The sequence below is a fragment of the Herbaspirillum sp. C7C2 genome (genome assembly GCF_022627865.1).
Classification (GTDB): Bacteria; Pseudomonadota; Gammaproteobacteria; order Burkholderiales; family Burkholderiaceae_D; genus Herbaspirillum; species Herbaspirillum frisingense.
The window spans coordinates 1-13,032 of sequence record NZ_JABXGI010000008.1 but is presented as its reverse complement, the minus strand read 5'-3'; the positions used below and the strand labels follow the sequence as shown (position 1 = coordinate 13,032).

The 13,032-nt window shown below is 63.1% G+C and carries 11 protein-coding genes; 5 read left to right on the top strand and 6 right to left on the bottom strand.

What is annotated here, in order from left to right:
- Positions 1-104: 104 nt before the first annotated feature.
- Positions 105-2,336 (bottom strand): FUSC family membrane protein, encoded by a 2,232-nt coding sequence (locus HWE04_RS12790; protein WP_241812634.1) that lies wholly within the window; start codon positions 2,334-2,336, stop codon positions 105-107.
- 400 nt (positions 2,337-2,736) lie between these two features.
- Here HWE04_RS12790 and aceA point away from each other — a divergent pair, with 400 nt between their 5' ends.
- Positions 2,737-4,041 (top strand): isocitrate lyase, encoded by a 1,305-nt coding sequence (gene aceA / locus HWE04_RS12785; RefSeq protein WP_077237085.1) that lies wholly within the window; start codon positions 2,737-2,739, stop codon positions 4,039-4,041.
- A gap of 176 nt (positions 4,042-4,217) precedes the next feature.
- Here the strand turns inward: aceA and HWE04_RS12780 are convergent, their stop codons facing one another.
- Genes HWE04_RS12780 through modA form a run of 3 tightly spaced genes read right to left on the bottom strand, consistent with a single transcriptional unit; the run spans position 4,218 to position 6,387 of the window.
- On the bottom strand, positions 4,218-4,886 hold the full coding sequence (locus HWE04_RS12780; RefSeq protein WP_241812633.1) for a sulfate/molybdate ABC transporter ATP-binding protein: 669 nt from the start codon (positions 4,884-4,886) through the stop codon (positions 4,218-4,220).
- Positions 4,887-4,925: 39 nt separating this feature from the next.
- Positions 4,926-5,600 carry a molybdate ABC transporter permease subunit gene (gene modB / locus HWE04_RS12775; protein WP_006462603.1) on the bottom strand — a complete coding sequence of 225 codons (675 nt, stop codon included), beginning with the start codon at positions 5,598-5,600 and terminating at the stop codon, positions 4,926-4,928.
- Between the two features lie 16 nt (positions 5,601-5,616).
- Positions 5,617-6,387 carry a molybdate ABC transporter substrate-binding protein gene (gene modA, locus HWE04_RS12770; RefSeq protein WP_241812632.1) on the bottom strand — a complete coding sequence of 257 codons (771 nt, stop codon included), beginning with the start codon at positions 6,385-6,387 and terminating at the stop codon, positions 5,617-5,619.
- Positions 6,388-6,515: 128 nt separating this feature from the next.
- On the opposite strand from modA, the gene HWE04_RS12765 reads away from it, so the two are divergent.
- The 4 genes from HWE04_RS12765 to HWE04_RS12750 all read left to right on the top strand — a co-directional run bounded on the left by HWE04_RS12765 (position 6,516) and on the right by HWE04_RS12750 (position 11,291).
- A complete protein-coding gene (locus HWE04_RS12765) occupies positions 6,516-6,917 on the top strand; it encodes a winged helix-turn-helix domain-containing protein (protein ID WP_234296461.1) in 402 nt (133 codons plus the stop codon).
- A complete protein-coding gene (locus HWE04_RS12760) occupies positions 6,910-8,646 on the top strand; it encodes a ClcB-like voltage-gated chloride channel protein (protein ID WP_006462600.1) in 1,737 nt (578 codons plus the stop codon). Before HWE04_RS12765 ends, HWE04_RS12760 begins: the two co-directional genes overlap by 8 nt.
- A 245-nt stretch (positions 8,647-8,891) precedes the next feature.
- Positions 8,892-9,779 (top strand): 23S rRNA (adenine(2030)-N(6))-methyltransferase RlmJ, encoded by an 888-nt coding sequence (locus HWE04_RS12755; RefSeq protein ID WP_006462599.1) that lies wholly within the window; start codon positions 8,892-8,894, stop codon positions 9,777-9,779.
- Between the two features lie 147 nt (positions 9,780-9,926).
- Positions 9,927-11,291 carry an EAL and HDOD domain-containing protein gene (locus HWE04_RS12750; protein WP_006462598.1) on the top strand — a complete coding sequence of 455 codons (1,365 nt, stop codon included), beginning with the start codon at positions 9,927-9,929 and terminating at the stop codon, positions 11,289-11,291.
- Between the two features lie 106 nt (positions 11,292-11,397).
- Here HWE04_RS12750 and HWE04_RS12745 read toward each other — a convergent pair whose 3' ends face one another.
- A complete protein-coding gene (locus HWE04_RS12745) occupies positions 11,398-12,027 on the bottom strand; it encodes a hypothetical protein (protein WP_241812631.1) in 630 nt (209 codons plus the stop codon).
- Positions 12,028-12,034: 7 nt separating this feature from the next.
- A complete protein-coding gene (locus HWE04_RS12740) occupies positions 12,035-12,922 on the bottom strand; it encodes a methylglyoxal synthase (protein WP_077237089.1) in 888 nt (295 codons plus the stop codon).
- Positions 12,923-13,032: the final 110 nt, after the last annotated feature.

Below are 13,032 nucleotides of genomic sequence, written 5' to 3'. Positions count from 1 at the left end.
ATCCAGACGCTGCATCCTCCCGACGTACTCGTAGACACTACCTGGACAAAAGCCCGCAGATGCGGGCTTTTGTCTTGTGCGGGACCTGGATGACGTTCAGGGCGTCAGTCCGGTACCTTGCGCAATTCCTTGTCGATGGCCGCCGTCTGCGCCACGATTTCCTTGAGGTCCTGATTGAGCTGGTGACTGCGGCGACGCAGGTTTGCCCAGCCCGACCAGGCGCTGGCCTCGGCCGGAATGGGTGCCGGCGTGACCGGTCCGATCAGCTCGATCTTGCCCGACAGGGCCTTGTCTTCCGGTGCTTCCGGCGAGACCACTACGGCGCCGCCGCGCTTTCTCGGCTTGGGCGCCAGCAGGCGCTGCGCTTCGGCCAGGTGTTCGCTGGCTTCCAGGTAGGTGTCTTCGATGAGCTTGCTGATGGCGGCCTGCGGCAGGTTTTCCTGCTGGCGCCGTAGCATCAGGCGCAGCGCTGCGATATGCGCCGCCACCAGGTAGTTCTGCACGATGAAGCGGTTCAGTTCGCGTACCGCCCGTTGCTTGGTGGCCGGCTCGTCCATCATGCGCACCAGCGCCGAGATCAGGGCCGCCAGGCTGTCCATGAAGCCCTTGCGACAGACCCGATAGAAGAAATCGTCCTGCACCTTCCCTTCGAGCATGTCGCGGCTGGCGGTCAGGTAGCGCTGGCTGGCCTTGAGCACGTTGCGCAGCAGCTTGGGCAGATCGCGGTATTCCCAGGCCGGCAGCACATAGGAGAAGACGGTGGCAATGAGCACGCCGATGATGGTGTCGATCAGGCGTTCGCCGATCACGCCCTGGTGGCCGGCCGGCACCAGCAGGTTCAGCAGCATCAGGATCTGTACCGAGGCGGCGATGGCGGTATAGCGATACTTGATGTAGGTGAAGGCCGGTGCCGCCACGCTGGCCGCGAACAGCACCGCCAGCTGGCCCAGCGGATTGTGCACGAAACGCAGGATCAGCATGGTGATCAGGCAGCCGATGACGGTGCCGATCAGGCGGTCTGCCATGCGCTGCTTGGTGGCGCTGAAGTTGGGTTTGAGGATGATGACGATGGTCAGCACGATCCAGTAGCCGTGCGCCATGTAGGGCAGGTGGCTGGCGATCCAAAGGCCCGTGGTCACGGCCAGTGCGACCCGGATGGCGAAGCGGAAGATCGGTGACTGCCAGCGCAGGTTCACCAGCAGCATGTTGAACTTGAACTTCTGCTGGGTCAGGAAGGGGGTCATGTCCGAGCCCGGCAGGATGGGCAGCGGGTCCACCGGATTGCGGGTGGCCTGGTGCACCTGGCTGATCAGTTCGATGATGTCGCGGATCTTGTTGTAGGTCACGCGCAGGATGGTCAGGGCTTCTTCGGAGGCCTGCCGGGGACCGGGCAGGGCCAGCTCCTGCATCTCGAACTGCACCGCGCGCAGCTCGGCCTTGTAGTTAACGCTCGGCTCGGAGGCCTTCTTGCGGGTGACCGCGTAGGCGATCGATTCGATGTCCTGGGCGGCCTTGGTGGCCAGATCGCGCAGGAAGACCATGACATCGCTGTCGCCGAAGTGCTGGCGCAGGAAGGCGTAGTCGGCGTGGGTGGAGAGCACCTGCTCGTAGAGCTCCAGCATGGACAGGTGTACCTGCACCAGCAGGCCATCCTGCTTGGTGTACAGGTCGCGCAGGATCAGGTCACGCGAAGCCTGCTGCTTGTCGGCCACCACGATCTGCTGGCGCACCAGCTTGTTGAACTGGCCCGCCAGGTCATGCTTGACGTCGTAGAAGTCGGCCTTGATGCGCAGGTAGCGTGCCAGTTCGAACAGCGCCTCGGCCAGCACCTGCTGCTTGATGCGGCGGCGCAGGAACCATGACACCGTCATCGAATAGGCCAGGTAGCCCAGCCCGCCGCCCAGGAACAGCACGGCGTGCAGGAAGGCGTCCGAGATCGGCACCTGGTTTTCCATCGACAGGGTCATCACCATGAGCGCGGCGAACTGCAGCGGCATGGTCTTCTTGCCATAGACCACCATCATGCTGGCGAAGAAGCTGACCACCACCATCATCGCGCTGACCAGCCATGGCACCGGGGCGCACAGGCTGATGACCAGCATCACCACCGTACAGAGCAGCACGCCGGCCAGCATTTCGTTGAACTTGTGGCGCAGCGGGCTGGGCAGGTCCATCAGGCTGGTACATAGCGCACCCAGGAAGACCGTCATGGTGGTGGGCATGTCGGCCACGTTGAACACCAGCAGGGTCAGGCCGACCACCCCGATCGCGATCCGCACACCTGTATAGAAATAATGACTGAAGAGGAAGGTGCGAATGTCCAGGGCGTAGTGCATGTAGACAGGGCGGCGTGATATCGCCGTTTCATGAGTTAGGTGCTTATTCTCTGCCTTCTTGATTGTTTAAACAACCAGAGAGGACAGGTGCGGGTGATGTGGATATGAACGATGAGGGCGCAAGAGGTTTCACATCGCCACGTTTTTACGATACGAAATCTTTATTTCGCAATATGAAAAGTGCGGGTGCGCTGCATCAAATGGCCTTTTCATTGGTCGGATTTTCGTTCCGTATCGCAAAATCGTGATCATAAGTCATTGAATTTATTGATATAAAAATTTTACAGATATCTTATATAAGACATTGTTGCTCTGCTCCCGCAGGCCTACTATGAAGTCATGGAATTCGCGATTTCATCCAGTTTCTAGCCACTTCATCATTGACCAAAAGGAGATCCACATGAGCACACGTGAACAGCAAATCCAGGCCCTGGAACGCGACTGGGCAGAGAACCCGCGCTGGAAGGGCATCAAGCGCAACTACAGCGCCGCCGATGTGGTCCGCCTGCGTGGTTCGCTGCAGATCGAGCACACCCTGGCCAAGCGCGGTGCCGAGAAGCTGTGGAACCTGGTGCACAACGAGCCCTTCGTCAACGCCCTGGGCGCACTGACCGGCAACCAGGCCATGCAGCAGGTCAAGGCTGGCCTGAAGGCGATCTACCTGTCCGGCTGGCAAGTGGCCGGCGACGCCAACCTGGCCGGTGAAATGTATCCCGACCAGTCCCTGTATCCGGCCAACTCGGTGCCGATGGTGGTCAAGCGCATCAACAATACCTTCGCCCGCGCCGACCAGATCCAGTGGTCCGAAGGCCGCGACGACATCGACTTCTTCGCGCCCATCGTGGCCGATGCGGAAGCCGGTTTCGGTGGTGTGTTGAATGCCTTCGAACTGATGAAGTCGATGATCGAGGCCGGTGCGGCCGGCGTGCACTTCGAAGACCAGCTGGCCTCGGTGAAAAAGTGTGGTCACATGGGCGGCAAGGTGCTGGTGCCGACCCGCGAAGCCTGCGAAAAGCTCAATGCAGCACGCCTGGCGGCTGACGTGATGGGCACCAAGACCCTGGTGATCGCCCGTACCGATGCCGAAGCGGCTGACCTGCTGACCTCCGACGTGGATGCCAACGACAAGGCCTTCCTCTCCGGCGAGCGCACTGTCGAAGGCTTCTTCAAGACCCACCCGGGCATCGACCAGGCGATCTCGCGTGGCCTGGCCTATGCGGAATATGCCGACATGGTCTGGTGCGAAACCGGCAAGCCCGACCTGGCCTTCGCCAAGACCTTCGCCGAAGCCATCCACGCCAAGTTCCCGGGCAAGCTGCTGGCCTACAACTGCTCGCCGTCCTTCAACTGGAAGAAGAACCTGGACGACGCCACCATCGCCAAGTTCCAGCGCGAGCTGGGCGCCATGGGCTACAAGTTCCAGTTCATCACGCTGGCCGGTTTCCATGCGCTGAACTACTCGATGTTCAACCTGGCCCACGGCTATGCCCGCAACCAGATGTCGGCCTTCGTGGAGTTGCAGGAAGCCGAATTCGCCGCCGCCTCCAAGGGCTTCACTGCGGTCAAGCACCAGCGCGAAGTCGGCACCGGTTACTTTGACGCGGTGACCCAGGCGATCCAGCAGGGTCAGTCGTCCACCACTGCGCTGCATGGTTCGACCGAAGATGAACAATTCTTCGATGACAAGGCCAAGAAGGCGGCCTGATCCGCGCGTGCAATGGTTTGAGTGTGAATGTGTGATGTAGCGCCGGCCCGCATCCTTGCGCGGGCTGGCGGGGTGATCCCCCGAACTTGCGACCGTACCTCAAAAGGGTGCGGTTTTTTTTCGTCTGTAGTTTCGTCCGTAGTTTTCGTCTGTAGTCTGGGCTGTCCCGGGAGGCGTCAGGCCGCCCGCAAGCGGCCGTCGCGTAGCTCGAAGACCGTCTGGCCCAGGGCCTCGACATCGGCCGGGTCGTGGGTGATCAGCAGCATCGGCACCTGCAGGCGGGTTTGCAGGTCGGCCAGTTCCTGGCGCATGCGCTGGCGCAGGGACAGGTCCAGGGCCGAGAAGGGCTCGTCCAGCAACAGCATGTCGGGCTCGGCCACCAGGGCGCGCGCCAGGGCCACCCGCTGGCGCTGGCCGCCGGAGATCTGCGCCGGATGGCTGTGGGCGATGGCTTCCAGCTCGAAGGCCTGCAACCACTTCATCACGGCCGGGTGCTGGGCCGGGCGGCGTGTGTTGAAGCTGCCCCGGGTCAGGCCGAAGGCGATGTTCTGCGCCACCGTCAGGTGCGGGAAGAGGGCGTAGTCCTGGAACAGGTAGGCCACGTTGCGCTCCTGCACGCGCAGGTCGATACCTTGCGCGGCGTCGAACAGCACCCGGCCATGCACGCGGATATGGCCGCTGTCGGGACGCATTAGGCCGGCGATGGCCTTGAGGGTGAGGCTCTTGCCCGAGCCGGAGGGACCGTAGAGCACGATGCGCTGGCCGTCGGAAGCCAGGGCGATATCGAGCTCGAAGACACGATCAGCGGCACGCAGTTGTTTCTGGATCTGGAGGTCGATGCTCACGGCAGGCAGGGGCAAGTAAAAGGGATCAACCGCGACAGTCTAGCGAATCTGCAGCTGCGAGCGGTCTGGTACCAGTCGTCCGGCCAGCATCAGCAGCACCACGCAAGTGATCGAGGTAATCACCACCAGCAAGGTGGCCGCGCCGTCGTCGCCGGCCTGTACCGCCTCATAGATGGCCACCGACAGGGTCTGCGTGCGGCCCGGCAGGTTGCCCGCCACCATCAGGGTGGCGCCGAATTCACCGAGGGCGCGGGCAAATGCCAGCAGCACGCCAGCGGTGATGCCGCGCGTAGCCAGCGGCAGGCTGACGCGAAAGAACACGCCGGCCTCGGAGACGCCCAGCACGCGGGCCGCGTTTTCCAGTTGATGGTCCACGCTCTCGAAGGCGGCCCGGGCCGCTTTCAATACCAGCGGGAAGGCCACCACGGTGGAGGCCAGTACCGCGCCTTGCCAGGTGAAGACCAGTTGGATGCCCAGGCTCTCCAGCCAGGCGCCGAAGGTGCCACGGCGGCCGAACAAGACCAGCAGGTAATAGCCCAATACGGTAGGCGGCAGCACCAGGGGCAGGGTCAGGACCGAATCGATGAAGTCACGCAGCGGCGAGCGCCAGCGCGACAGGCCGTAGGCGGCGGCCACGCCCAGGACCAGATTGAGCAGGGTTGCCAGTCCCGCGACCTTTAGCGATAGCAGCAACGGTGTCCAGACCGGATGCATCAGGCGACCTTGGGGTTCAGGGCTTCAGGAAGCCGTAGCGCGCCAGGACGGCCTGCCCGTTCGGCGAGAGCACGTAGGCCACGAACTGCGCGGCCAGTTCCTGTTGCCGGCTGCCGGAGGTGATGGCGATGGGATAGGTGGCCGGCGTGTTTGAGGGAATGCGGATGGCGACCTTGACCTTGTCCGGCATCACTGCTGCATCGGTGGCGAAGACGAAGCCGGCATCGACTTCGCCACGGGCCACGTAATCCAGGCTGGTGCGCACGTTCTCGGCCATCACCCCCTTGGCCTGGACCTGCGACCACAGGCCGGCCTGTTCCAGCGCGCCCTTGGTGTAGCGGCCGAAGGGCACCGATGCCGGGTTGCCGAGGGCGATGCGCTGATAGTCCGGACGGGTCAGGTCGGCCAGCGTGGCCGGCTGGTGCCGGGCGTCATGCGGCACGATGACCACGATCTGGTTGGCGGCGAAGTTCTTGCGGGTGGCCGGGTTGACGGCCTTTTCCGCCACCGCCTTGTCCATGGCGGTCTGGTCGGCGGAGGCAAATACGTCAGCCGGAGCGCCGCGCACAATCTGTTGCATCAGGACGTCCGAGGCACCGAAGTTGCTGACGACCTTCACACCAGGATGCTGTTGTTCAAAGGACTGAGCCAGCTCCTTGAACGCATTGGTCAGGCTGGCGGCGGCCGAGACCACGAGATCGGTGGCCTGGGCGGCGCCGGCGGAGAACACCAGCGTGGCGGCGAAGGCGGCACCGATGGCGGCCTTGAGACGGGTTTTCTTCAGCATCGGCAATCCTGGAAACGAGAACAAGGGAGCAGGGCGGGTGAGTGGCGAAATATACGTAAGGATATAACGAACGTCAACCGCCCGCTCTGCATTGGCCGCACGTACAAGGCCCTTGTACAATCACGCGCATGAATGATGCCAAGACCTTGAGAGTGCGCGTGATGCAGGGCCAGACCATTGCCTTCGGGCCGGGCAAGGCCGATCTGCTGCAGGCGATCGCACAGACCGGATCGATCTCCGGCGCGGCCCGGGAGATGGACATGTCCTATCGGCGTGCCTGGCTGCTGGTGGAGGAAATGAACCGCTGCTTCGCCAGCCCGCTGGTGGCCACTGCGACCGGCGGCGCCCGTGGCGGTGGTGCGGCGGTGACCGAGCTGGGGCAGGAGGTGCTGGCACGCTACCGCCGCATGCAGAAGAAGGCGGCGGCCAGCATTGCGGGCGAATTGCGCCAGTTGCAGGCGTTGATGCGGCCGGCCGACGAGCAAGGAGCTGAAGACCAGAGGCAAGGACAGGGCAGCGACCATGCATGAACTCTGGATCAAGTACCGGCTGCGGGTACTGAATGCCTGTCGTGTGTCCGAAAGCCATTCCATGCTGCTGTGGGGCGCGCTGGCCGGTTTTGTCGGCGCCCTGGCCACCATCGCCTTTCGCGAATGCATCGCGCTGCTGCAGATCTGGCTGACCGGACATGACGGAAGCTTCGTCGACATCGCCAAGGGCTTGCCCTGGCATGTGCGCATCCTGCTGCCGACCTGTGGCGGCGTGATTGCCGGCCTGTTCCTGGTCTGGGCCAAGCGCACCCCGGCCGGCAATGGCGGTGACTACATGGAGGCGGTGGCCATCGGTGATGGCGCCATTCCGGTGCGTAATACGCTCTTGCGCAGCATCTCCTCGCTGGCGTCGATTGCTTCCGGCGGCTCCATCGGCCGCGAAGGTCCGATGGTGCAGTTGTCGGCGCTGTGCGCGTCGCTGGTGGGCAAGTTCTCGCACTTTCCTTCTTCCCGCTTGCGCCTGCTGGTGGCCTGCGGGGCGGCGGCCGGCATCACCTCGGCCTACAACGCACCCATCGCCGGGGCCTTCTTCATCACCGAGATCGTGCTCGGTTCGCTGGTCATGGAGAGCTTCGGCCCGGTGGTAGTGGCCTCCGTGGTGGCCAACATCACCATGCGCGAATTGCCGGGTTACCGGGCGGCCTACGAAATGCCGTACTTCCCCGAGATCGGCGGCTGGGAAGTGCTGCTGTTCCTGGTGCTGGGCGTACTGGCCGGCATCCTGGCGCCGCAGTTCCTGCGCGTGCTGGAGCTGGGCAAGCAGGGCTTCGGCAAGTTCCGCCTGCCACTGCCGGTGCGGCTGGGCGTGGGCGGGCTGCTGGTCGGGCTCATTTCCATCGAGGTGCCCGAGGTCTGGGGCAATGGCTACAGCCTGGTCAATTCGTTGCTGCATACGACCTGGCTGTGGCAGGCGGTGTTGACGGTGTTGGTGATCAAGGTCCTGGCCACGGCCATTACAGTCGGCTCGGGGGCGGTCGGGGGGATCTTCACGCCCACGCTCTTCGTGGGGGCGGCGGTCGGCTACCTGTTCGGCGATACGGCCCAGGCTTTGCTGCCGTTCCACATGTCGCAACCGTTCGCCTATGCAATGGTGGGCATGGGCGCTTTCCTGGCGGCGGCGTCCTATGCGCCGCTGATGGCGATCCTGATGATCTTCGAGATGACCTTGAGCTACCAGGTGGTGCTGCCGCTGATGCTGTCCTGCGTGGTCGCCTATGTGGTGGCGCGCAGCACGGACGGGCGCTCGATGTACGAGATCACACTGAAACGCCATCGCGACAATGAAGAACGCCTGCGTCTGCGCGGCACTCACATGCGTGCCCTGATCCGGCCGGCCGAGACCGTGCTGCAGGAACAGGCCAGCCTGGAAGAGATCAGCGCCCTGTTCCTGAAATACCCGGTGAAGTATGTCTACATCGTGGACGACCAGCAGCGTTACCTTGGGGTGGTGGCGTTGCAGGACATCACTTCCTGGCTGCTGGACAAGAAGGAAGCTGCAGGCCGGGTAGCTCGCGATTTCCTGCGGCCGCATTTTCTGCACGAGGTGACGCCCGACATGTCCCTGGGCGAGGCCTTGCAACTGTTCCTTGACCATCAGGGTGAGCGCCTGCCGGTGATCGCCAGCGCCGAAGACCCGCGCCTGCTGGGGGTGGTGTTCAAGACCTCCTTGCTGGATGCGTATTTCCGGCTGGACCGGGCCGGTAACTAGAGGCGTCGCGCGCACTGCCGGGTGCTGGACTCGCATCCCGGGCCGGCGCCGCGGCCAGCGGCCGGGCCGCATCACCCGGCGCTGCGGGCATGTCTTCTTTGTAACAATGCCGGATTAGTCCGACAACTGCTCACGTATCCTTGATAAAATGCATGAGCTTTTCCTCTTTTCGGTGGCCCACCCAGTGACCCGCGTCGGTCCGTGCCGCCACCCGCTATCAACCCCATCCAAGAAGTGAATTTTCCATGCTGAGTTATCGCCACGCTTTTCACGCCGGCAACCACGCCGATGTCCTGAAGCACATGGTGATCATCCAGTTGATGCGCTATCTCGGGCAGAAAGAAACTGCCTACATGGTCATCGACACCCATGCCGGCGCGGGCGTCTACGCGCTAGATGGAGATTACGCCAGCAAGAACGCCGAATATGAAACCGGCATCGCCAAGCTGTGGGACCGCAAGGACCTGCCAGCGGCGGTGCAGGAATACGTCGATGTGGTCAAGTCGCTCAACCCGAGCGGCAAGATGCGCTATTACCCCGGTTCTCCCTATTGCGCCGAGAAGATCATGCGCGAGCAGGACCGCTTGCGTCTGTTCGAATTGCATCCCAGCGAAGTGAAGGTGCTGACGGATAATTTCCGCAAGCTGGAGGCGCATGCCGCCGCCCAGGGCCAGCGTCCGGCAGCACGCGGCAAGCGCGTGATGGTGCATCGGGGCGATGGCTTCGACGCCCTGAAGGCACTCTTGCCGCCGCCATCGCGTCGTGCCCTGGTGCTGATCGACCCGCCCTATGAAGACAAGCGTGACTACAGCCACGTTGCCCAGGTGCTCACGGATGCGCTCACGCGTTTTCCGGGTGGCACCTATGCTGTGTGGTATCCGGTCCTGCATCGCAATGAATCGCGCCAGTTGCCCGAGCGCTTGAAGCGCCTGGGTGCCAAGAGCTGGCTCAATGTCACGCTGGCCATCCACGGCCCGGCACCGGATGGCTTTGGCCTGCATAACAGCGGCATGTTCATCCTCAATCCGCCGTGGACGCTGGAAGCCACGCTGAAGGAAGTCATGCCCTACCTGATCGAGGTGCTGGGCGTGGATGACAGCGCGGAATATGTCCTGGAGTCGGGAGAACTCTGATGACGGGGGCTCCTGGTGTTGTGAATATTTGTGATTTTGTCGTCGAGGGTAGTCTCGCTGTCGCCGATATCGTGAGAAATCGGCTTACAATAGTGAGATTGCCACACGTCAAGAATTGCAACGCGAGGGGTTAGTAAAAGAACAACCATGTCAGACCAGTCCGCCGACCCATCCGCCTTGCCCCCGCACGCGCAACACCCTCATCACGCCCTGGATTTCTTCCTGGCCCGTCAGCCCATCCTGAGCCGCGAGCAGGACCTGATCGGCTACGAACTGTTGTTTCGCAGTGCAGCCTTTGGTCCGGCCAACGTCAAGGATGACGTGACGGCGACGGCGGCGGTGATTGCCCACGCTTCCGAGCTGGGCTTGTCCAATGTGATCGGTAACCTGCATGGCTTCATCAATGTCGATGCGGCCGTGCTGATGAGCGACTTCATCTATTTCCTGCCCTCCGACAAGGTGGTGCTGGAAATCTTGGAGACGGTACGCGTGACACCGGAACTGGTGGCGCGCGTGCGCGAGCTGACCAAGGCCGGTTATGTGTTCGCGCTGGATGACGTGGTGGCCGAGTCGGAAGAGATCGAAGAACTGCTGCCGCTGGTGAAGATCATCAAGATCGACGTGATGGAAGTCGATCCCAGCAAGCTGCTCAAGCTGTCGGTGCACTTCAAGCGCGCCCAGAAGGAGCTGCTGGCCGAGAAGGTCGAGACCCTGCAGCAGTTCAATGACTGCATGACCTTTGGCTTCGATTACTTCCAGGGCTATTACTTCGCCAAGCCGATGATCCTCCAGGGCAAGAAGCTGGAGGCCTCGAAGATGATCATCATGCACCTGCTCACGCTGCTGGTGCGCAATGTCGACAATGCCGAGATCGTGCGCTTCATCAAGCGTGACGTGGCGCTGAGCCTGACCCTGCTGAGGCTGGTCAATACCCCGGTGTACGGCTTCCAGAAGTTCATCGATTCGCTGGGCCAGGCCCTGATCGTGCTGGGTCGCCGGCAGTTGAAGCGCTGGCTGCAGATCCTGCTCTTCGCCAATACCGAGAAGGACCGTGCCCACGCCATGTCGCCGCTGATGATCCTGGCGGCCACGCGCGGCAAGATGCTGGAGCTCATTACGGTGAAGATTCGCCCGGGGCGCCGCAAGATGTCGGAGATGGCGTTCACGGTGGGCATCATGTCGCTGGTCGATGCCCTGTTCGGGATGAGCATGGAAACGGTGCTGCGCCAGATCACCGTCAGTACCGAGATCCGGGAGGCGCTACTGCGTCGCAGCGGCTTCTACGGCCTGGCCTTGCGTCTGGTGGAGTGTACCGAGCAACGGGCGCCGGACCAGGCCGAGATGCAGCATCTGCTGGATGAACTGCAGCTGTCGGCCGATGATTTCTTCGCCGCTGAAAAGCATGCCTTCGAGTGGGGCAACAGTATTTCCAACAACAACATTGGCCAGCATGCCACGATGCAGATGTCGCCGCCGCCGGACGGCTACATCGATGACGATGATGACGACTGATGCTGCCCGGCCCGGGTGGCGATGAATCTGCAAACAAGGCTGCTATGGCGGCCTTGTTTCATTTGCGCTCGACTTTTTGCAGCGTTCTCTGCAAGGATTTTCAACACTAGCGGCTGCGCATGCGGGCCACCAGCTTGCGCAGCAGGCGCATCAGGCGCGCCAGCTGGGAGCGTGGCGAGCGGGCTATGCGCGCCCGTAAAAACGACTTCACATCTGCCACACGCTGCCTGCACAACTGTACAAGGCGCTTTGCCTGTTGCCAGCCTGCAGTGGCCTGCAGTTGCGCGGTCAGCCTAGCCTTCACCGCGAGGAGCTGGTCGTGGTAGCGCTGGAACCAGGCCAGTGACAGCAGGCTGCGGCGCGTCAGGGCGTAGATGCGCGCGACCAGCGCGGTCCCCAATACCTTGGCCGCGAGCACGATGGCCAGGCCCAGCGTCGGATGCCCGTGCGTGATCGAGAGCAGCGCCAGCAGCTTGACCGGCAGCAGCAGCAGGGTAGGTGCCAGGAAGATCAGCAGCGCCACATAGGGCGGGCGCCGCTCCACCCAGTGTTGCAGCCTCACCAGCCAGGGCCAGTCGGGAATGCGCGCCAGCAGCGCCTGGGTGGCGTCCCATAGCCATTCTTCCAGCATCAGCAGCAGGGCCGCGGTATAGATCAGCGGCGCCAGCAGCCGGCGGCGCCAGCGCCCCGGGCGCTGCGGAGGCACGGAGTGGTGCGGCGGTGGGGATGCGGTCATGCGGACTTCAGAGTGCGCGCGCCTTGATCAGGGACAGCCAGCGGTCGCCCCATTTGACATCGCTCATGCAGGAGGCATAGCCGGTCACGGTGCGGGCGGCCCGTTCCAGCAACTGGATGTCGGCTTCGTGCTGGCGCGCCACATGCGGGTCTTCCAGGAACAGCACGCGACGGCACTGGCGCTCCAGGATCAGTTCGGCAATCTGCGCGTCGCCGCCCAGCGGGCCGGACAGGAAGGGGCGCACCCAGTTGCGGCCGGCGTCTCCCTTGATCTTCATGGCCAGCTGGTTGAGCAGGCCGCCGGTGGTGCCGGTGGCGCAGCGGAAGGCGAAGCGGTCCAGCACTTCGAAGTGCTTCTCAGCCAGTTCCAGCATGCGCGACTTCATGGCGTCGTGGGCGATCAGGGCGATGCCTTCCTGCTCCAGGTGGAAGCGGTCATCCAGGAAGCTGTCCGGCGCGGCGCCATTGGCGATGGCTTCCAGTTCGAACCATTCCTGGGCGCCAGCCAGCGTCGACAGGAAGGGCTTGCCATGGATGACGCACTGGCGTTTCAGGGCCACCGCCTCGGGGAAGGTGGAGGAGGGATCGACCGGGTCGACCAGATAGATCACGGCGTCCAGCGTGCGCTCGGGGTCGGGATCGACCGTGCGCGAGACCAGCTTCATCAGGCCACCTTGCCGACCGTAGGGGAAGCGCACCAGATGCGGGTAGCCGGGCAGCAGGTTCATCTGGGCGATGGCGTCGAGCGTGCGGCCGACCACGATCAGTTCGGGTTGCAGGCTTTCGATGCGATGGCCTGAGCCGGTGAGCAACTGCACCAGGGCAGAATCGGCAGCGTCCTGATGGGCGCGGTTGGCGATGAGACCGATACGATAGCGAGGGGCGATGGAGGACATGAGGTCGCGGGAGCAGTGGAGTGGTAAGCCTGTGACCAGGCGGGAAGGCAGATTATCGCCGAGTGCGGGCCAAAGGGCGAGCCTTGCCGTTGCCGGGCAGGGTCTTGCGC

Coding starts and splice junctions, on each gene's coding strand:
- HWE04_RS12790 (WP_241812634.1), bottom strand. CDS start 2,336: ATGCACTACGCCCTGGACATTCGCACCTTCCTCTTCAGTCATTATTTC.
- aceA (WP_077237085.1), top strand. CDS start 2,737: ATGAGCACACGTGAACAGCAAATCCAGGCCCTGGAACGCGACTGGGCA.
- modB (WP_006462603.1), bottom strand. CDS start 5,600: ATGCATCCGGTCTGGACACCGTTGCTGCTATCGCTAAAGGTCGCGGGA.
- modA (WP_241812632.1), bottom strand. CDS start 6,387: ATGCTGAAGAAAACCCGTCTCAAGGCCGCCATCGGTGCCGCCTTCGCC.
- HWE04_RS12765 (WP_234296461.1), top strand. CDS start 6,516: ATGAATGATGCCAAGACCTTGAGAGTGCGCGTGATGCAGGGCCAGACC.
- HWE04_RS12760 (WP_006462600.1), top strand. CDS start 6,910: ATGCATGAACTCTGGATCAAGTACCGGCTGCGGGTACTGAATGCCTGT.
- HWE04_RS12755 (WP_006462599.1), top strand. CDS start 8,892: ATGCTGAGTTATCGCCACGCTTTTCACGCCGGCAACCACGCCGATGTC.
- HWE04_RS12750 (WP_006462598.1), top strand. CDS start 9,927: ATGTCAGACCAGTCCGCCGACCCATCCGCCTTGCCCCCGCACGCGCAA.
- HWE04_RS12745 (WP_241812631.1), bottom strand. CDS start 12,027: ATGACCGCATCCCCACCGCCGCACCACTCCGTGCCTCCGCAGCGCCCG.
- HWE04_RS12740 (WP_077237089.1), bottom strand. CDS start 12,922: ATGTCCTCCATCGCCCCTCGCTATCGTATCGGTCTCATCGCCAACCGC.